The sequence below is a fragment of the Shewanella sp. 433 genome (genome assembly GCF_059338565.1).
Genome location: NZ_CM181703.1, coordinates 1,184,674 through 1,203,666, shown reverse-complemented (window position 1 = coordinate 1,203,666; position 18,993 = coordinate 1,184,674). Strand labels below are relative to the sequence as shown.

The following is an 18,993-nucleotide window of genomic DNA, read 5'->3' as shown; positions in this document are numbered from 1 at the left end:
CCTTTAGCTACTCCTGCCAGTCGGCAAAATGCGCTAATAGGTGATCTATCGCCATACGGGCACGCAGCGGTAGAAAGCGCCGATTTTGATACACAATCCAACTGGTTAATCCACTCGTCCAAAATGGCGCTAATACGGGTGTTAAGGTGCCTTTTTCGAGAGAGGTGATAAAACTACTCTTAGGCAGATAGGCTATGCCTAGCCCTTGTTCGGCAGCCGCGATCACCGCAGGTACATTATTGCTACGCCAACGGCCCTCAACCTTGATGTTGAGCCCGCCCGCACTGTCGGGGTGATGAAATAGCCAATGTTCATTATTAGAAATAATGCAGCTATGACGCTTAAGTTCACTAGGGTGATGCGGCTCACCATGCTCGGCTAAATATTGCGGACTCGCCACCGCCATCATGTCACGGTTAGCCAGCTTACGCGCCACCAAGCCTGAGTCTTTTAACGCGCCAAACCGAATGGCAAAATCGATACCGTCTTCAACAAAATTAACCATGCGACTGTTAAAGTCCATATCGATGGTGAGCTCAGGATGCTGGCTAGCAAACTGAATTAATACCGGCGCAATATACTGCTCGGCAAAGGCGCCAGCGGCGCTAACCCTTAAGGTGCCATTAAGCTGTAACTGCTGCTGGCTGACCGTTTCGTTGGCCTGCTTTAATCCCACCAACAAGTTTTTACACTGCTGATAGTAGCTCTGACCCGCCTGAGTCAAGCTAACGCTGCGAGTCGTTCGGGCAAATAAGGCGCAGCCAAGGCGCGTTTCTAAGCGAGCAATTTGGCGGCTAACATGGCTAGTCGAACTTCCCAACTGGCGCGCCGCCGCCGAAAAGCCGTTTGATTCTGCCACCGCAATAAATTCAACAATGCCGTCAAAACTGTCCATCATTCACCCTCATTACCCGCACCATTATTGCTATATAACAATAGTAATTTGCACTTTAAGCAGATTATCATATTTGATGACAACAATTACAATGGCATCACTTTCAACAAACCGAGTGTTCTATCATGAAAAAAGTGCTTATCCTGCTAACTAATCACGCAACCCTTGGCACCACAGATGAAGCCAATGGCACCTTTGCCCCCGAGCTGACTCACGCACTGCATGAGATGCTTGATGCCGGTCTTGAATATGATTTAGTGTCTATTAAAGGCGGTAAAGCACCACTTTATGGCACCGACCTTGAAGGTGATGCCATTAATGATGCCATACTGGCCGATGAGTCATTCCAGACCCGCGTCAATAACACCATTCCTGCATCACAAATTAATATCGATGATTATGCTGCTATCTACTACCCTGGTGGCTTTGGCTTGTTGTCTGATCTTGCCAGCGACGAAAACGTGGCTAAGCTCAGCGCGGCTCATTACGAGCAGGGCGGCGTCATCGGCGCGGTCTGCCATGGCCCAGCAGGTCTATTGCCCATCACCTTAAGTAATGGCCAAAAGCTGATTGCCGATAAATCGGTCACAGGCTTTACCCGCGAAGAGGAAGTGGATTACGGCACAATAGACAAAATTCCTTTCTTGCTCGAAGAAGCCCTCACCCGCAGCGCCGCACGTTACACTAAGGTGCAGCCGTGGAATGAGTTTGTTATCGAAGACAACCGCTTAATCACAGGTCAAAACCCCGCCAGTGCTGGTGCCGTTGGTAAAGCTATCGTTAAGCATTTAGCCTAAATCGGCCTAAGTAGCTATCACACCTAAGTGGCTATCCGACTAAGTGGCTATCCGACTAAGTGAGTTAGCGACTATTTGATTTAGCGATAAAAAACGCCAGATGAAGAGATTCATCTGGCGTTTTTTTGCCTTGTTATTTACCGTTAACCGCCCTGACTCAGAGTCGCCACTTCATCCATCAGCGCACCACGCCCCCCTACTTTGACCACATTTTTGATGTTAGTATCAACCACTCGGTAACACTAAAAAACAATCATCACAAGGAATGTTAGATGGCAATCGAAGTCAGCAGACGTCAACTTATCAAAGCACTCGCCGCAGCAGGCGCACTGAGTCAATTTGCTCAACTCAGCGCTGTTGCGCAGCCAATGGCTAAACCGCTCTATATTGATGGTCTTTCCTTTCTACCTGATGATTTAGCCGATCTTAGCGCCTCGAAACTCGATGCTTACTTGTGTGATATCTCAGCCATCGAAGCCATTGAACAAGCCGATGGCACTACCAATTACAAGCGCACCTATAACGCCTGCGTTAACAGCATTAGTGAGGCATTAACACGGGTGAATGCCAACCCAGACAAACTATTACTGGGCAAAAGTGCCAGCGACATAGCCCTCGCCCACGACACTGGACGCACTGCGGTGATATTTCAGATCCAAGGCGCCGATTGCGTCGAAGAGAGTATCGATAGCGATCTTAATCAGGTGGATGAGTTTTATCAGCGCGGCCTGCGGGTACTGCAACTGACCCATCACTACGGCAATCAATTTAGCGGCGGCGCATTAGATAACGATGGCAAGCAAGGGCTCAATTTACCCTTAACCGCCGCAGGTCATCAGTTAATCGACAAGCTTAATCACAACAAGATGCTCATCGATGTCAGTCACTCTAGCCCACAATCGGCGCTTGATAGCGCCAAAGCAAGCCGAGTGCCCATAGTGCAAAGTCATGGCGCCGTGCGCGCTATCGTCAATCATGCTCGCTGCTCTCCCGATGAGGTGATTAAAGCCATTGCCGATACTGGCGGCCTGTTTGGGGTGTTTATGATGACTTTCTGGCTGACAACCGATAAGACGCCAACCACAGAGCACTATATAGCGCACCTTAAACATGTGGCCAATATCGGCGGTATCGACGCCGTCGCGATCGCCAATGACTACCCCCTTCGCGGCCATGAAAACCTGATTAAACTGGGTAACAATAATGCCGAGGGCGTAAAACAGTACATCGAATGGTGGCATAGCCTACGGGCGCGCGGCGTATTAGGCTTTGATATCGAGCCCGAGCATGTGGTGATCCCAGAGCTTAATCATATCGATCGCATGGAGCATATCGATGATGCGTTATCTGCCGCCGGTTTTAGTAGCAACGATCGCAGCAAGATCATGGGCGGTAACTGGCAACGCGTGTTGACGCAGGTATTGAGTTAATACCGGTTAACCTAGGCGGGTTAGCGATCAGCCTACAGCTCGCAGTTCGTCTTGGTCTCGACATACTACCTCCTTGTTAAATGCTCTTTCAAAGCATAGTTGGAGGTCGTGAGTGATGCCATTAACTATGGCTGTCTATATATCTTTTAATCTCCCCCTAAATTAACCATGTAAAAACGCTCGTTCAGCGTCAAGGTTTGATACCAGGAAGTAATCTCTGATTATTTTGACAAATAGCGCCCACAAAGCCAGTCAATAGAGTTAATGCTATTCGGTTAAGCATTATTGCTTATATTTTAGTGGGTAACGGCTAGGTATATAGAGCACTGAACGTGGATATGTTCGGTGCTTTCTTTTATCTGGAAGGATAAAGTGTTTTATATCGGCTCACATTTGCTTCAGCTTAGCCGGCAATTTCCCATCCGGCGATAAAGCAAGCCACATCAATTGTGTGTCTATCAAGCTTATTGCTGCGGTAAAACTGATACGCGTTGGAGCAACTTCAGCTTCCTTTGCTATCGCTACCATTTCTAAACGAACCAGATTGTAAGCGATAAGTACGCCCCATAGTTCTTGTCTGACCCCTTCAGTAACTTGACTTCGTAACGTCACCTTACTTTGCAGTTGAGTTTGCTGAAGCTCGCCATATCCTTCTTCAATTTCCCAGTGTTACCAGTAGATATTAAGTAGCTTATCCAGTGGATACCGAGTGGGGTCAACCAGCGAGGTAACGAAGCCTTTAATCTCACCCTTTGGCTTTTGATTAGCAATAAAACGCGCGCGCCATGTTTCAGGTAAATTTGGGTTCTTCTTTCTCGCTTGCGGTGATACAGGCATATCAATAAGCAAATCATTATCAGAAAACGCTTCAACGACTTCATAACGCATTTTCGATTTGACTGGCGTTAACCAGTGTCGCAGTTTTCCTGAGCCTTCCCATCTAAAAAATTAGGGGCTTACCACAGCCTATAGCTATGCAACTTTCATTTTACTTATGTTGTATCGGCATATTTCCAATAGCACCAAATAAAACCCCATAGTATTCGCCATTATCCTCCACAATTTTCAAGCTCCCCCCCTTTAGCTTTTCTTTTACAATAGGCTTAGATGTAATTAAATCTAAGAAAGAATCAACATTAGAACGATTTTCAGAGGAAATGACAATGCCACAAAGTTTGTCTGAACAAGATACCGTCTTGAGATTCATATCTTCATATTCCACTAAATCTTTTCCAATTCCCTCATTAATGTTTTCCATAATAATTAGTGACTCGGGGTTGGTGATAGTAAGTGGTAAACTAGCTATAAAATCGAAAGTTTCGTTTAAGGATAGCTCTTTTAGGTAATATTCATCGAATACTAATTTCCCATTTTCTTCAAAAACAACATTATTATCTTGAAGCTCAGTCGAAATTACATCTTCATTTTTTTTATCATCTCCATTAGTCAAACTATCATGACTGATTAGTTTATCTGCATTGTTAACTGTCAAATCAGAATGCACCAAAATAGCCGCGTCATCTGGGCTTAAGCCATCCGCGTTTGCTATATCGGAAACGATATTGCCCTCATTTTGATTAAATTCATTTTCTTTTTCGTTATTAATAAACTCTATGTATCCCCATGTGGCGATTGATATTGCCAGAATAGAAAAAATATACGGTTGTAGTTTCATAACATTCCTTGATAAAAGTCCTTGATTAAAAAGGTATCTTTTCAGCTAAACTTTAAAATAATCGTAAAAAGTTGAGCGCACTTCAGCTCAACTATCAGTTAATATATTATACATCTGAAAAATTTTGCCTTAGACGGGATCTTCGGTTTCTTTTCTCCAGACCGATCCTCCGCAGCAATCCGTAACATTTCCGTGACTGTCGACAACACAAACATTATCACATTTATATGTACCTTTAGGTGTTACAACAATACTATCAGCCAGAACGCCAAATGTTGCGACTACTAACAATGAAGAAAATAGTACCAGATTAGTTTTCTTAATATTAAATGTCATTAAAATTCCTTTTATATTACATGTTGACTTTAAAATTACTAAAGCCTTGTTATGCCATAACAAAGCTTCAATTAAAATCTGACACACTTTTTTTTAAAATTACAAGAGTTTAACAACCCCTAGGTTTCAGCCTAGAGAATCCCCAGATAATTTCTTTAAATAAGCCGAAAAGAAAATACCCCCCCCCCATTATAAAACAATAACATAATACGCTTTCGGTTTATGTTCAATCGCCGTGATGTGATTTGGTCATTTTAGGTCGAAACAATATGGCCTGAATATCGATGTATGACGACATTAAGCCTGCTGACTTAAAAATGGCGTATTTCAGCTGCACTAAACCAACCTATTGCACCAGAAGAACAACAGGTTTTGTGATGCAATAAAGCGTTAATATCAGTCTATTTTGAAATGCTGGCAGCTCGTTACAAAGTGCCGGCGCCGCTTCTCTAAGTGCTCGCAGTAATGGGTGAGTGCTTGTAATGTGCCCACTGGGCCATGAAACAATTGACCAAATTCGCTAACGAGCTTAACCCAATTTTCATGCGGGATATTCAATCTTGTCAGTACGTTGGCACTGTTTTCGTTGATAGCGCCACGTTTATCGTCACGAATAATACGTCCAGTTTGGCTTGAGCAGTACAGTCAATAGTCTCGTCACTGTTCTGTACTGCTTATCGCCTGTAACTCACAAAGGAGCAGAACCTAGTTAGCTTTTGAACTAGCAACCCACATCAAATACGGCTAAATCGAAGAGACGTTAGAGATAAGTGTAAACGCGGCTGCGGCCTTCGGTTTCAGGGATGAAACCGTAGAGCGGCCATGGATGGCGCACAGCGTGCCGCAGAAGTGTTTACACATTAGCCTGCTGCAAGCAATTTCAAACAGCGAAGGTTCGACCTTCAAACACTTTCAATAAATGAAAATACAGCCAGCCGCTACTCAAAAAAATGCCAAGCCTTCATTCCAAAACCAGCACACTTTGGGGCAAAAGCTTCTTAGCCTTTAACTCACTAGTCGTATCAAATGAAGTCCAATCGAAGAAGCGTTAGAGAGAGGTGTAAGCGCGGTTTTGGCCTTCGAAATCATGGCCAAAAATGTTCCCTACATTTTTTGACATTCCCTCCGTCCTTGGAGGTCAGATGATTTCGCAGAGCCCACAGGGATGTGCTCGCAACGATATCCCTATCTAAAAGCCAGTTCGACAATCCCTGTCTCTCGTTCGTGGGCTCGAAGCTACGCTTCACTCACCGAGCCAAAAGAGCGCTTGCACATAAAGCCTGCGGCAGGCTATTAATTGCCATTAAGGTGCGTTTTCATAGCACATCAATAAATGAAAATTCAGCATAACGCTGCTCAAGTAAACTTAAAAAAATGCCAAGCCTTCATTCGAAGGCCTAATCACTTAGGTTCTATCTGCTCCACCATAAACTGCAGACTCTCATTGCCCCTAAACTCATTGATGTCGAGCTTATAAGCTACCTGCGCAAATTGAATGGTCGCATCAGGCCACGTTTTTAAATCGACATTAAAGGCAATGGCATCGACCATGGTTTGGCCGCATTCGGTTTCCAGTACGAGCTTAAGGTGACGTTCGCCAACAATGCGCTGCTGCACCACTCTGAAGTAACCGTCAAATAACGGCTCTGGGAAATTCTGTCCCCAAGGGCCGGCATTACGCAATTCTTGGGCTAACGCCATCGTCATTTGATGGGGCAATAGCTCACCATCACTAACAATTTCACCGGTCAGTTGCGCGGGGGCCAGTAACTCTCGCACAGCTTCATCATACGCCTTGGCAAAACGGTCAAATTGGCCAGCGTTAAGCGATAAGCCTGCCGCCATGGCATGGCCACCAAATTTGATGATCATACCTGGATGTCTGGTATTGATTAGCTCGAGTAAGTCGCGCATATGCAGGCCTTTAATCGAGCGCGCCGAGCCTTTGATCTCGCCTTCATTAGCCTCGGCAAAGGCGATCACCGGGCGATGATATTTATCTTTAATGCGCGAAGCCAAGATACCTATCACCCCTTGGTGCCAATCGCTCTGGTAAAGCGCGATTCCCCAAGGTAAGTCAGCTTCATCTAAACTCAGCGCCTCAAGGCTTTTTAGCGCCTCTTGCTGCATATCGGCTTCAAGATCGCGCCGTTCGGCGTTTAAGCTATCGAGCTCACTGGCCATACGCCGAGCTTGCATGATGTCATCACATAGTAAGGTTTCAACCCCTAGAGCCATCTCGTCGAGCCGCCCGGCGGCGTTGAGTCTGGGGCCAACCGCAAAACCAAAATCAGAGGCCACAATACGTGAAGTATTGCGTTTAGCGACTTCCAATAAGGCGGTGATCCCGGGGCGACAACGGCCGGCTCTGACTCGCTTTAAACCGGCATCGACTAAGATACGGTTATTGGTATCGAGCGAGACCACATCGGCAACCGTGCCCAGCGCCACAATATCCAGTAAGCTGGCTAAATTTGGCTCGGCAATGGCGCGCTGTTGATACCAGCCACGGGTTCTTAATTCGGCTCTTAATGCCGACATTAAATAAAAGGCGACGCCAACGCCCGCAATCGACTTGCTGGCAAATGGGCAATCGAGTTGGTTAGGGTTCACTATGGCATCGGCAGCCGGCACCGTTTGGCCTGGCAGATGATGGTCGGTGATCACCACAGTCATGCCTAGCGCCTTGGCGGCGGCAACGCCCTCGATAGATGAGATGCCATTGTCGACAGTGATCAGCAGCTGCGCCTCTTTACGGTAAGCCACAGCAACAATCTCAGGGCTGAGGCCGTAGCCATAATCAAAGCGGTTTGGAATGAGGTAATCCACCTGCTGCGCGCCCATCATCTTCAGCGCTAACAAACAGACACAGGTAGAGGTGGCGCCATCGGCATCAAAGTCGCCCATGATAAGGATTTTACGATTATCAGCCATGGCATCGGCAATCAGCCGCGCGGCCACATCGAGGCCTTTCATGGTATTAGGCCGTAGCAAGTTAGCAAGCGCCAACTCACAGTCTGCATCACTGCAACCTCGGCTGGCGTAAACTTGCTTTAAAATAGGCGAGAGATGGGCAGGAAGATGATTATCATCCACCTTAGGGCGACGAACTATCTTATGGATCACAGCGTAAATAACCTCAACAAACAATGGCGCTAGCATAACAAAGGCGGCGGCAGAACACACAGCAAAAGTATCGATTGCTACTATCTATCAGCGCTAGATAGAAGCAGATACCAGCCACTCAATACCTGCGCGGCGAGAACCATTGCAAGTAGGCACAAAAAAGGTGAGCGTAAGCTCACCTTTCAATCACACGATTTAGCCAATTTAAAGCTTATTGTACGCGCTCAAGCGCTTGCAATAATTGCCCTGGAGGTTGATAACCTGGGATCATAGTGCCATCTTCTAATACGATAGCCGGCGTGCCATTAACGCCCAGTGTTTGGCCTAAATTGTATTGCTGCGAGATGTTGGCATCGCAGTTTTTAGCCGTGTCGACCAACTTACCGCCCTTGGCATCGGTCATCGCTTTTAGCGGATCGGCCGAGCACCAAATGGCCGCCATATCGTTAGCGTTTTTCGATGGTACGCCTTGGCGTGGGAAGGCTAAATAACGTACGGTAATGCCTAAGTCGTTGTATTCATCCATTTGATTATGTAGCTTACGGCAGTAACCACAGGTGATGTCGGTAAAGACGGTCACAATGTGCTTTTCATCTTTAGCCTTATAGACCAGCATATTAGGCTCAAACTGCTTGATCATTTCGACACGAGGGCCAGCCAGCGCCGCTTCGGTGAGGTTTTTCATGCCGTTATCAAGATCGTATAAGCTACCGTGGAATAACTTACTACCATCTTGGCTAATATAAAGCACGCCACGATCGGTGATGGCTTCATAAAGGCCTGGAATTTGCGACATATTAAGGCTTTGCACTTCCACACTCAAAGTGCTGGCCAGTTTTTGCTTTAATTGCTCAGTGTTATCGACAGTGCTGTTAGCTGCTATGACAAACGGCGCGGCCACAAGGGCACATAGCAAAGTTAGAGTGCGGGTAAAGTTCATTAGATATCCTGTATTGTATTTGGACTACAACCATTAAACCAAAACAAGGTCGTGTTTATATCACTTAACACCACTCAAACTTGCGGCTACATCGACAGCGAATTAAGCAGCGATTGCATCAAATTACATAAGTGGTCTGCTATATAGACCCGACTAAAGGCTGAAAAGTTACATGTTCAAAGCACGGAAAGCAAATTATTCCACCGCCTACCCTCTTGGATGGTGCGCTTGATGCAATTTAGCTAATCTGGCCTTGGCCACATGGGTATAAATTTGGGTGGTCGACAGGTCGCTATGGCCAAGCAACAACTGTACAACCCGCAAGTCGGCGCCATGATTAAGCAGATGAGTAGCAAAGGCGTGGCGGAGTGTATGAGGTGATAGGTGCACCGCAATGCCGGCCCGTAATGCATAGAGTTTAATGCGATGCCAAAAGGTTTGCCGCGTCATCATGGTGCCCCGTTTCGAGGGAAATACCACATCGCTGCTGTTGCCTTTTAACAGTTCAAAACGCGCCGACGCCAGATACTGCTCAATCTCTGTCACCGCCATCTCCCCCAGTGGCACTAATCGCTCTTTACTGCCCTTACCGACAATACGTACCACCCCTTGACGCAGGCTGAGTTGATCCAGCGTCAGCCCAACCAATTCCGACACCCGCAAACCGCTGGCATACAGTAACTCTAACATTGCCCGATCGCGACACTCGATTGGCTCATCGACATTGGGCTCACTCAGTAATCGGTCAACATCGGCTTCGCTGAGCGAATCGGGTAAGGTGCGCGCCAATTTAGGCGGTTTGATCATCGCCATGGGGTCGATAACGATGCGCTTTTTAGCCACCAAATACTGATAAAATCGCCGTAAACTACTGACGAGTCTGGCGCTGCTGGATTTAGCAAACCCAGTATCGAAGCGCTGACTGAGATACTCTCTCACCAGCACAGCGTCAACCTCGATAAGCGCTGCATGCTGGCTTTGGACAAAGCGATCAAAATGGCACAAATCGCTTCGATACGCTTGCAGTGTGTTATCGCTTAGCCCCTTCATCGACCATAGATCATCGAGAAACGGCTCGATTAAGGGGTCCATTTGATACTCTTGTTGGCTTGAAGTCACGCGGTGTCCTTATACAAAAACGGTGTTAACTCAACTGAATTAACACCGTTATCTTACGCGATAGGCCAAGATTGTCGCAAACAACAAACGCACTATCTGGCTTATGACTTATCTACTGTGCGAACTAGATGAGCCGTGCAAACGACCAAAGGTTAGCTCGCAGCGGTTTAAGCTAGTTAATAGATGATGAGCGCGGTTCACCTTAATTGAGAACCGCCTGCGCCTTTGGGCGTTTGAGCATCAAGCAAGCAATAATCGCCAGCCCTGTAGGCAACAACCAAGCCATGCCTTCATTGTGCATCGGCATCGCATCAAACACACTCATGTCGAGCCCCGCCGCCTTTAGGCCATCGATAACGCCAAAGAACAGGGCCACGCTTAACACTAAGCGGTGAGCCAGTGCTGGGCGATCGAAATATTCAGTCAGGTAGGTCACAGCAACCAGCGCAATCGCCACCGGATAAACCGTCACAAGCACTGGAATACTGATACTGATTAACTGAGCTAAACCAACGTTGGCCACAGTGACACACGCTAGGCTCATGATCACGACCAATAACTTATAGGACAAGCTAGGCAGCAACTCATTAAAGTATTCGGCACAAGCTGATACCAGCCCCACCACAGTGGTTAAACAGGCTAAGGTAACAACCGCTGCTAACAAGAGCTGGCCCGCGGCACCAAATTGAACATTAACATAATTGGTCAAAATCACGCCGCCGTTATCAGCACCCGCTGCCAAATCGCCCGCGCTGGCACCAAGGTAAAATAATGAGATATACACAAACGCCAAGCCTGCGGCAGCAATAAATGCCGCGCGCACTAAATACTTAGTTTGCTCCTTGGGTGCTTCAACCCCCTTCTTACGCAAAATATCGATAATCAACATACCGAAAATAAGCGACGCCAGGGTATCCATGGTGTTGTAGCCTTCTAAAATCCCCTTCGACAGCGGACTATGTTGATACTCACCCACCGCTTGGCCGATATCGCCGCTGGGCAGCACTATGACTGAAACAGCTAAGCCAAGTAACAATAGCAACATGATGGGGGTCAGTACCTTGCCGACACTATCGAGTAATTTACCCGGAAACAGTGACAGCAGCATAGCGATACCAAAGAAGATCAGGGTATACAGCAGCTGCGAACCGTTAAGCACGAGCCCCAGCAGCGTAAAGGTGTCATCACCAAAATCAATAAAGGGCTTAAATCCCATCTCATAGGCCACCAAGCCAGCACGCGGTGCGGCAAATGCAGGGCCGATGATGATATAAATAGCCACAGCCAACATGGTCGCGGCGACGGGAGGTAACAACCCCATGATTTTGCCGTTGGCTTTAGCCACTGCAATCAAGGTAATAAGGGGTAAGGTTACCGCTGTCAGTAAAAAGCCAATCATGGCTAGTGACATATTTTCACCGGCTAAAAAGCCAGCCAATGGCGGGAAGATTAAGTTTCCCGCACCAAGAAAAAAAGCAAAGGTCATAAAACCTAAGCTTAATGTATCGGTCATACTCATTTTATTATTCTGCACACAACGCCCCGTTAAACTGCTTTTATAATGATCTCAATCACTTGTGGAAAATAAGCCGATAATTTTCACGACATTCATTGCGTGTAAACATTTAATTACACGACCTTACGGTAAATCTAGCCGCTTAAGACTACTTTTTGAACAACAGCAGAATCAACTAACGCCAACAATGCATTCAAACTGGATTACCTAAACCAATTTACGGGCTTTCGCCGCAAACTGGGGGACTACTATTAGCAAAATAGCTATCGATTAACAAGCAAACAGCGGCCACAAACGACGATTAACACCAAAAGTTTAACAAGCCTAAAACAGACACACCCCATTCATTACATCAGGCTACATTTTACCATGGTTAGATCCACTGCATTTATCCGGTGAGGCCCAGCTTTGCCCGACATTCACTATGCAGTACAATGACGGCCATAGTTTGTATTACCGATATTCTTATGCCTTTTAGTTTTAAGCAGTTTCATATTGATGATCGTCATTGCGGCATGCCAGTGAGCACCGACGGCGTACTCTTAGGCGCTTGGGCGCCCTTGACTGAGGCAAGCAAGATTCTCGATATCGGTGCAGGCAGTGGACTCTTATCTTTGATGGCCGCCCAGCGCAGTAAGGCAAACATCACCGCTATCGAACTGGATAATGATGCCGTCATCGACTGTAGCAACAACATTAATCACAGCCCGTGGGCCAGTAGAATCACCTTAATACCACAGTGCATCAATCAATGGCTGAGCCAGCTTACGCAGCCAAACTTATTTGATCATATAGTGTGTAATCCGCCCTATTTTGACAACGGGCCGCGGGCCGCCACTGACCGCCGCGCGCTGGCTCGCCATACCCAAGGCTTAAGTTTTCCTCAGCTGTTAGATGCGATAAAAACACTACTGCACCCCGAGGGACGCGCCAGTCTCATTTTGCCTACCCAAAGCCTCACGGTGTTTTTATCTCTGCTCAGTGCACATCAGCTCACCCTGCTCAAACGCGTCGATGTGGCCAGTGTCGAAGGAAAAATCCCCCATCGCCATCTATTATTACTGGGCCATCAAGGGCAAACACAGCCAACAGCATTTCTCTCAGATAAACCTGAGTCCTTGTGCATTCGAGATAGCAGCGGCAATTACACTAAAGAGATGGTGGCACTGACTCAGGCGTTTTACCTCAAGCTCTAAGCATTAATCAGTGCCAATTGCGACTGATGGCTGTCGATAAAGCCCCCAAAGTGGCTTATTGATTATCCACCAGTCGCTGATGACTATCCTCGCACTTGAGTCTAATTTCGGTGTATAATGCCGCGCTATTATTCACTGAGACGCAGCGCATGCAATTTGAAGATTTCCACCTTGACGAGACTTTACTGAGGTCACTCAAGGCGATGGGCCACAATACGCCCACCACCATCCAGCAACAGACCATCCCACTCGGGCTTGAGCAGCGAGACATTCTTGCGCGCGCCCCAACCGGAACCGGTAAAACGGCGAGTTTTTTGCTGCCCGCGCTGCAGCATCTTATCGATTTCCCACGCCGTTTTTCTGGCCAAGCTCGGGTACTGATTTTAACCCCGACTCGTGAGCTTGCGAGCCAGATCCACCGCTATGCGTCTCACCTGGCTACCGACTTAGATTTAGATATCGCCATTATTACTGGCGGCGTGCCTTATGCACCGCAAGAAAAGGCGCTGAGTGAGAATGTCGACATTCTTGTGGCCACGCCTGGCCGTTTGATGGAATACCTCGACAAGGGGCAGTTTGATGCTCAAGAAGTTGAGATCTTAGTCATAGATGAAGCCGACCGCATGCTGGACATGGGCTTTACCTCTATCGTACAGGCCATCGCTATCGAAGCGCAGGGCCGCAAACAGAACATGTTATTCTCGGCCACACTCGAAGGTGGCGGTGTTAGCCGTTTCGCTCAAGAGCTGCTGACCAATCCTGTCACTATCGAAACCAAGCCGCCGCGCAGCGAAAAAGCCAAAATCCATCAGTGGATCCATTTGGCCGACGATAAAGAGCATAAATTTGCCTTGCTGTGCAGCATCTTGCAACGTGAAGATGTGACCCGCGCCATCGTATTCGTTAAAACCCGTGAAGTGGTTGCCAGCCTCGAAGGCCAGCTTAAGCGCGTAGGCATTGATTGCGCCTTTATGCGCGGTGATATGGAGCAAAAAGCACGCTTTCAAGCCCTAGGGCGTTTCACCAAAGGTGAAGTCAGAGTGCTACTGGCTACCGATGTTGCCGCGCGTGGTATTGATGTTGACGATATCAGCCACGTGATTAACTTCGATATGCCACGTTCGGCCGATACCTATGTGCACCGTATCGGACGCACAGGCCGCGCCGGTAACAAAGGCACCGCCATTTCACTGGCCGAAGCCCATGATATGCGCATTGTCGCTAAGATTGAGCGCTATATTGAACAACCGTTAAAACGCCGCGTTATTGAAGGCTTACGCCCAAAACATAAAGAGGCTCGTCCACCGTCTAAGAAAAAAGGCAAAGCGGTCGATAAAAAGGTCAGTAAAAAATTTAAAGCCAGCAAAAAGAAAAAGTAACTCACTCGGTTACACTTTGCTGACAACTTAAAAAGCGCCCATCACGGGCGCTTTTTTGTATCGTTAATTTAGCGTTTAGCCGTTGCGTAATCATCAAGATCAACATGTTAACGCCATTTTGACACATTTTAGTTACAAAAAGACGTTTGCCCTAAGTGCAGACTCTGGTAATTTAACAGCCAACGCAATGCAGCATGGAACCGCATCAAGGCAATGATAAAAATAATTCTTCGTAGAACGCTTCCGCCTATTCTAATTCTGGCACTCTTTGGTGGATTAGCCGCGCTGCTCATAAGCACCAAAGAGGCCCCTGAGCAAAAGCCCGATGAGATCCCTATTCCGATTGTCGATGTGATGACGGTGACCCAGCAAACCGTATCGCTAAATCTGCCCTCATATGGCGTAGTCAATCCCAAATACCGCACCCAACTGGTGACAGAAGTTCAGGGGCGTATGCTGACCATTTCCGAGCAATTTGTTGCCGGTGGCATAGTTAAAAGTGGCGATATACTGGCCGAGATTGAACCTTCGGACTATCAAGCCGACCTGATCCAAGCGCAGGCCACACTCGCTCAGGCCAAAGCCCTACTCGATGAAGAGATCGCCCGCGGTCAGGTGGCTAAAAAAGATTGGGAAGACTATGACAGCGGCGCAGCTCCTGAACTGGGACTGCGTTTACCGCAACTGAAAAAAGAGCAAGCTAACGTCAAATTTGCCGAGGCGGCTTTAGCCCGCGCCCAGCGAAACTTAGCCCGAACCGTCATTCGCGCGCCTTTCGATGGCATCATCAAGGTGAGAAATGTCGACCTTGGCCAATACGTTACCTTAGGCACTAACCTTGGTGAACTTTACGATACTCGCACCGCCGAAATACGTCTGCCACTGGCCAACAGTGAGCTGGCCTATCTCGAATCGGTGGACGACCCCGATACCGAAGTGACCTTAAGCGCCGAACTCGCAGGTCGCACTGTCTATTGGACGGGGAAAATTGTCCGTAGCGAAGGGGTGATCGACGCCGATAATCGCATGGTGTATTTAGTCGCCGAAATTAAAGATCCCTACCTGAGAGACAGCAAGCAAGCTGGACAACTGCCGTTAAAATTTGGCAGCTTTGTCACCGCCGTGATTAAAGGTCGCACCGTTGATGGCATAGTCAAACTGCCGCGCCATATCGTGCGTAACAATCAGGTGGCCATAGTGCGAGATGACAATACCCTTGAGATGCGCAGCGTCAATGTGGTTCGCAGCGATATCGACAATGTCTATATCAAAGACAGCCTAGTGGATGGCGAGCGCATTTCACTGACCACCATCAACAATATGACCACCGGCCAGCTAGTTAAGGTGATAGGCGAGCAAGCTGATGACAACTCGAAGCACGATAGCGAGCCTGCCCCCACCACGTTAATGGCAACAGGTGAACAGTAATGGATACCAAAAAAGGCATTATCGCTTGGTTTGCCCGCAACAGTGTTGCCGCCAACTTATTGATGATTATTTTATTGATTGGCGGGCTCTTTAGTACCGTGTTGATCAATAAAGAGGTGTTTCCCTCATTCGAACTCAACTACTTGCAAGTCTCGGTCGCCTACCCTGGCGCCGCGCCGCAAGAGATTGAAGAAGGGATAAACATTAAAATTGAAGAAGCAATTCAAGATATTAGCGGCATTAAAAAAGTCACCTCCGTCGCCAGTGAAGGCTTTGGCAATGTGACCATTGAGGTTGCCGATGGCTTCGATCCGCAAGATATTCTCGATGAAGCTAAATTGAATATCGATGCTATCTCCACCTTTCCCGACAATATCGAAAAACCCAATATTTTTCGCATTAAGCCTGAAAACAATGTGATTTGGGTGTCGGTCTATGGCGAGATGGATCTGCACCAGATGAAAGAGCTGGCCAAGAGCATTCGCGACGAGCTGACCATGCTGCCCGCCGTCACTCGCGCACAGGTCACTGGCGTACGTGAATACGAGATCAGTATCGAACTGTCAGAAGACAAACTGCGGGAATACAATTTAAGTTTTGCCCAAGTCGCTCAAGCTGTGCGTAACTCCTCTATCGATCTGCCCGGCGGCTCCATTCGCGCCGAAGATGGAGACATACTCCTGCGCACCAAAGGCCAAGCCTATACCGGTGATGATTTTGCCCAAATTGTGGTGAGCACTCGCCCCGACGGCAGCCGCGTCATGCTCCCTCAAGTGGCGACCATTCGTGATGGCTTCGAAGACCGTCTAGAATACACCCGCTTTAATGGCAAACCGGCGGCGATTATCGAAGTGTTGAGTGTCGATGACCAAAATGCACTGGATATCTCATCGCAAGTTAAAGAGTACATTGAGCAGCGCCGCGCCAGTTTGCCAGCCAATGCCCAATTAGATACCTGGGGCGACCTGACCCATTACCTCAAGGGTCGTTTAAACATGATGATATCAAACATGTTTTATGGCGCCCTATTGGTGTTTATCATTTTGGCCCTGTTCCTCGAGTTGAAATTGGCCTTTTGGGTGATGATGGGCTTACCTGTGTGTTTTCTGGGGGCGATGTTTATTATGCCGCTAGAGCCCTTCTCTTTATCCATCAACATGTTGACCCTATTTGCCTTTATCTTGGTACTGGGGATAGTGGTCGACGATGCCATTGTCATCGGCGAGAGCGCCTATACCGAAATTGAGCGCCATGGTCACTCGCTGGACAATGTGGTTCGAGGTGCACAAAAAGTGGCCATGCCGGCCACCTTTGGGGTACTGACGACTATCGCCGCTTTTATGCCTATGGTGATGGTGTCTGGACCGATGGCGATTATTTGGAAGTCGATAGGCCTGGTGGTGATCCTCTGTTTAGCCTTCTCCTTGGTGGAGTCAAAACTGATTTTACCCGCCCATTTAGCCCACATGAAACCGAGTCGCCCTAACCCTAACCCCAATGCGTTTGTGCGCTTTAAGCTGGCACTCAACCATAAGGTTCAACACTTTATTCACCATAAATATCGAGTGTTTATCGAGCGTTGTATCAAGCATAGATACAATGTGGTCGCCACCTTTGTTGGAGTGTTGATCCTCTCCATCGCCTTGGTGGAAAGTGGTAAAGTGCGCTGGGTCTTCTTTCCCGATATTCCCTCTGATTTTATTCAGGTACGACTGGAAATGGATGTGGGCAGCTCTGAAGCCAACACCTTAAAAGTGGTTAAAGAGATTGAAAGCGCTCTGTATCGCATGAACGATGAGATGGAAGCCGAATATGGCTACCCCGTAGTTAAACATAGCTTTATCAATATGAGCTCGCGTACCTCGGCCTTTATCTTTGCCGAGCTGACCAAAGGGGAAGACAGAGAAGTTGATGGCGTGACCATCGCGTCCGCTTGGCGTGAGGCATTGCCAGAGCTGATTTCGGTTAAAAAGCTCAACATTAACGCCAGCACCAACGACGCCGGCGGTGATATCTCCTTTAGGTTGACCTCTAGCGATCTTGAGCAACTCGCCTTGGCCGCCAATGACTTAAAACAGAAGCTGCGCACCTATGAAGGGGTGTATGATATTTCGGATAACTACTCGTCGGGCAGCCATGAAATTCGTTTGTCGATAAAACCGGCCGCCGAGGCGCTAGGCTTAACCCTGGCCGATCTGGCTAGCCAAGTGCGTTACGGCTTCTACGGCTTTGAGGCGCAGCGGATCTTGCGCAATAAAGAAGAAGTCAAAGTGATGGTGCGCTACCCACTTGAGCAGCGCCGCACCGTGGGCCATCTTGAAAATATGATGATCCGCACACCTCAAGGCACCTCGGTGCCCTTCTCTAGCGTGGCCAATATAGAGCTAGGTGATTCCTACTCCTCCATCACGCGGGTCGACGGTCGCCGGGCGATTACCGTAAGCGCCAACGCCAATACCACGATTGTCGAACCCGCCAAAGTGGTGGCCGAGATCCAAGAGGAGTTTTTACCGCAACTGCAGAGTAAATACCCGCATATCTCCAGCACCTTAGATGGCGGTAGCGCCGACGAACAAAGTGCGATGGTGGGCCTGATCCAAGGCTTCTTCTTTGCCATGTTTACCATCTATGCCTTGATGGCGATTCCGCTTAAATCCTACAGCCAACCTTTGATCATCATGTCGGTTATCCCTTTTGGGATAATTGGCGCGCTGTTTGGTCACTTTATTTTGGGATTATCCATGAGCGTGCTCAGCCTCTGTGGCATCGTCGCGTTGGCGGGCGTGGTGGTGAATGACTCGTTGATCTTGGTCGATTTTGTTAATCGCTCACGCCAGCAAGGCTTATCTTTGGTGCAATCGGCCATTGATGCCGGTTGCTATCGCTTTAGGGCGATTATCTTAACCTCGCTGACCACCTTTGTCGGCTTAGTGCCCATCATCATGGAAAAGAGCTTACAAGCTAAGATAGTGATCCCTATGGCCACCTCATTGGCCTTTGGTATTTTATTCTCGACCGTGGTGACGCTAATTTTAGTCCCAGTGCTCTATATTATTCTCGATGATATTAAGCGCACAGCACGCCGTCTCTTCCAGTGGTGGTGGCAGCCTAAAACCGATGAGGTGATTGAGCCTTAAACCGCTGGCAAACAGGGAG

General features: G+C 47.9%; 13 protein-coding genes and 2 pseudogenes. 6 read left to right on the top strand and 9 right to left on the bottom strand.

Annotated features, from left to right (window positions below; genetic code table 11):
* Positions 1–7: 7 nt before the first annotated feature.
* Positions 8–895, bottom strand: a complete 888-nt coding sequence (locus AC5YB1_RS05410; RefSeq protein ID WP_494521588.1) for a LysR family transcriptional regulator — start codon at positions 893–895, stop codon at positions 8–10.
* Positions 896–1,020: 125 nt separating this feature from the next.
* Here AC5YB1_RS05410 and AC5YB1_RS05405 point away from each other — a divergent pair, with 125 nt between their 5' ends.
* Together AC5YB1_RS05405 and AC5YB1_RS05400 are read left to right on the top strand one after the other, a co-directional pair.
* Positions 1,021–1,692 (top strand): type 1 glutamine amidotransferase domain-containing protein, encoded by a 672-nt coding sequence (locus AC5YB1_RS05405; protein WP_475514733.1) that lies wholly within the window; start codon positions 1,021–1,023, stop codon positions 1,690–1,692.
* Positions 1,693–1,964: 272 nt separating this feature from the next.
* Positions 1,965–3,122: a membrane dipeptidase gene (locus tag AC5YB1_RS05400; protein WP_494521021.1), complete on the top strand. Its 1,158-nt coding sequence runs from the start codon at positions 1,965–1,967 to the stop codon at positions 3,120–3,122.
* 282 nt (positions 3,123–3,404) lie between these two features.
* Here the strand turns inward: AC5YB1_RS05400 and AC5YB1_RS05395 are convergent.
* The 8 genes and pseudogenes from AC5YB1_RS05395 to brnQ all read right to left on the bottom strand — a co-directional run.
* A pseudogene (locus AC5YB1_RS05395) lies at positions 3,405–4,040 on the bottom strand (transposase); the annotation flags it as partial.
* A gap of 70 nt (positions 4,041–4,110) precedes the next feature.
* Positions 4,111–4,797: a hypothetical protein gene (locus tag AC5YB1_RS05390; protein ID WP_494521020.1), complete on the bottom strand. Its 687-nt coding sequence runs from the start codon at positions 4,795–4,797 to the stop codon at positions 4,111–4,113.
* A 129-nt stretch (positions 4,798–4,926) separates the two neighbouring features.
* Positions 4,927–5,133 (bottom strand): hypothetical protein, encoded by a 207-nt coding sequence (locus tag AC5YB1_RS05385; RefSeq protein ID WP_456041046.1) that lies wholly within the window; start codon positions 5,131–5,133, stop codon positions 4,927–4,929.
* Positions 5,134–5,529: 396 nt separating this feature from the next.
* Positions 5,530–5,760 (bottom strand): annotated as a pseudogene (locus tag AC5YB1_RS05380) (transposase); the annotation flags it as partial.
* 774 nt (positions 5,761–6,534) lie between these two features.
* Entirely contained in the window at positions 6,535–8,259 is a 1,725-nt protein-coding gene (gene recJ, locus AC5YB1_RS05375; RefSeq protein WP_494521019.1) for a single-stranded-DNA-specific exonuclease RecJ, read from the bottom strand.
* A 211-nt stretch (positions 8,260–8,470) separates the two neighbouring features.
* Positions 8,471–9,199 carry a bifunctional protein-disulfide isomerase/oxidoreductase DsbC gene (dsbC, locus tag AC5YB1_RS05370; RefSeq protein ID WP_494521018.1) on the bottom strand — a complete coding sequence of 243 codons (729 nt, stop codon included), beginning with the start codon at positions 9,197–9,199 and terminating at the stop codon, positions 8,471–8,473.
* 207 nt (positions 9,200–9,406) lie between these two features.
* Entirely contained in the window at positions 9,407–10,291 is an 885-nt protein-coding gene (gene xerD / locus AC5YB1_RS05365) for a site-specific tyrosine recombinase XerD (protein WP_494521587.1), read from the bottom strand.
* Between the two features lie 229 nt (positions 10,292–10,520).
* Positions 10,521–11,837, bottom strand: coding sequence for a branched-chain amino acid transport system II carrier protein (brnQ, locus tag AC5YB1_RS05360; RefSeq protein ID WP_494521586.1), 1,317 nt, complete (start codon positions 11,835–11,837; stop codon positions 10,521–10,523).
* A 464-nt stretch (positions 11,838–12,301) separates the two neighbouring features.
* Here brnQ and AC5YB1_RS05355 point away from each other — a divergent pair, with 464 nt between their 5' ends.
* The 4 genes from AC5YB1_RS05355 (at position 12,302) to AC5YB1_RS05340 (ending at position 18,974) form a co-directional block, all read left to right on the top strand.
* Positions 12,302–13,030, top strand: a complete 729-nt coding sequence (locus tag AC5YB1_RS05355) for a tRNA1(Val) (adenine(37)-N6)-methyltransferase (protein WP_494521585.1) — start codon at positions 12,302–12,304, stop codon at positions 13,028–13,030.
* 149 nt (positions 13,031–13,179) lie between these two features.
* The gene (gene srmB, locus AC5YB1_RS05350) at positions 13,180–14,409 is read left to right on the top strand and encodes an ATP-dependent RNA helicase SrmB (RefSeq protein ID WP_494521017.1); all 1,230 of its coding nucleotides are present in this window, start codon (positions 13,180–13,182) and stop codon (positions 14,407–14,409) included.
* A gap of 213 nt (positions 14,410–14,622) precedes the next feature.
* A complete protein-coding gene (locus tag AC5YB1_RS05345; protein ID WP_494521016.1) occupies positions 14,623–15,837 on the top strand; it encodes an efflux RND transporter periplasmic adaptor subunit in 1,215 nt (404 codons plus the stop codon).
* A complete protein-coding gene (locus tag AC5YB1_RS05340) occupies positions 15,837–18,974 on the top strand; it encodes an efflux RND transporter permease subunit (RefSeq protein ID WP_494521015.1) in 3,138 nt (1,045 codons plus the stop codon). The genes AC5YB1_RS05345 and AC5YB1_RS05340 overlap by 1 nt, the downstream gene beginning before the upstream one ends.
* Positions 18,975–18,993: the final 19 nt, after the last annotated feature.

Coding starts and splice junctions, on each gene's coding strand:
- AC5YB1_RS05410 (WP_494521588.1), bottom strand. CDS start 895: ATGGACAGTTTTGACGGCATTGTTGAATTTATTGCGGTGGCAGAATCA.
- AC5YB1_RS05405 (WP_475514733.1), top strand. CDS start 1,021: ATGAAAAAAGTGCTTATCCTGCTAACTAATCACGCAACCCTTGGCACC.
- AC5YB1_RS05400 (WP_494521021.1), top strand. CDS start 1,965: ATGGCAATCGAAGTCAGCAGACGTCAACTTATCAAAGCACTCGCCGCA.
- AC5YB1_RS05390 (WP_494521020.1), bottom strand. CDS start 4,797: ATGAAACTACAACCGTATATTTTTTCTATTCTGGCAATATCAATCGCC.
- AC5YB1_RS05385 (WP_456041046.1), bottom strand. CDS start 5,133: ATGACATTTAATATTAAGAAAACTAATCTGGTACTATTTTCTTCATTG.
- dsbC (WP_494521018.1), bottom strand. CDS start 9,199: ATGAACTTTACCCGCACTCTAACTTTGCTATGTGCCCTTGTGGCCGCG.
- xerD (WP_494521587.1), bottom strand. CDS start 10,291: ATGGACCCCTTAATCGAGCCGTTTCTCGATGATCTATGGTCGATGAAG.
- brnQ (WP_494521586.1), bottom strand. CDS start 11,837: ATGAGTATGACCGATACATTAAGCTTAGGTTTTATGACCTTTGCTTTT.
- AC5YB1_RS05355 (WP_494521585.1), top strand. CDS start 12,302: ATGCCTTTTAGTTTTAAGCAGTTTCATATTGATGATCGTCATTGCGGC.
- srmB (WP_494521017.1), top strand. CDS start 13,180: ATGCAATTTGAAGATTTCCACCTTGACGAGACTTTACTGAGGTCACTC.
- AC5YB1_RS05345 (WP_494521016.1), top strand. CDS start 14,623: ATGATAAAAATAATTCTTCGTAGAACGCTTCCGCCTATTCTAATTCTG.
- AC5YB1_RS05340 (WP_494521015.1), top strand. CDS start 15,837: ATGGATACCAAAAAAGGCATTATCGCTTGGTTTGCCCGCAACAGTGTT.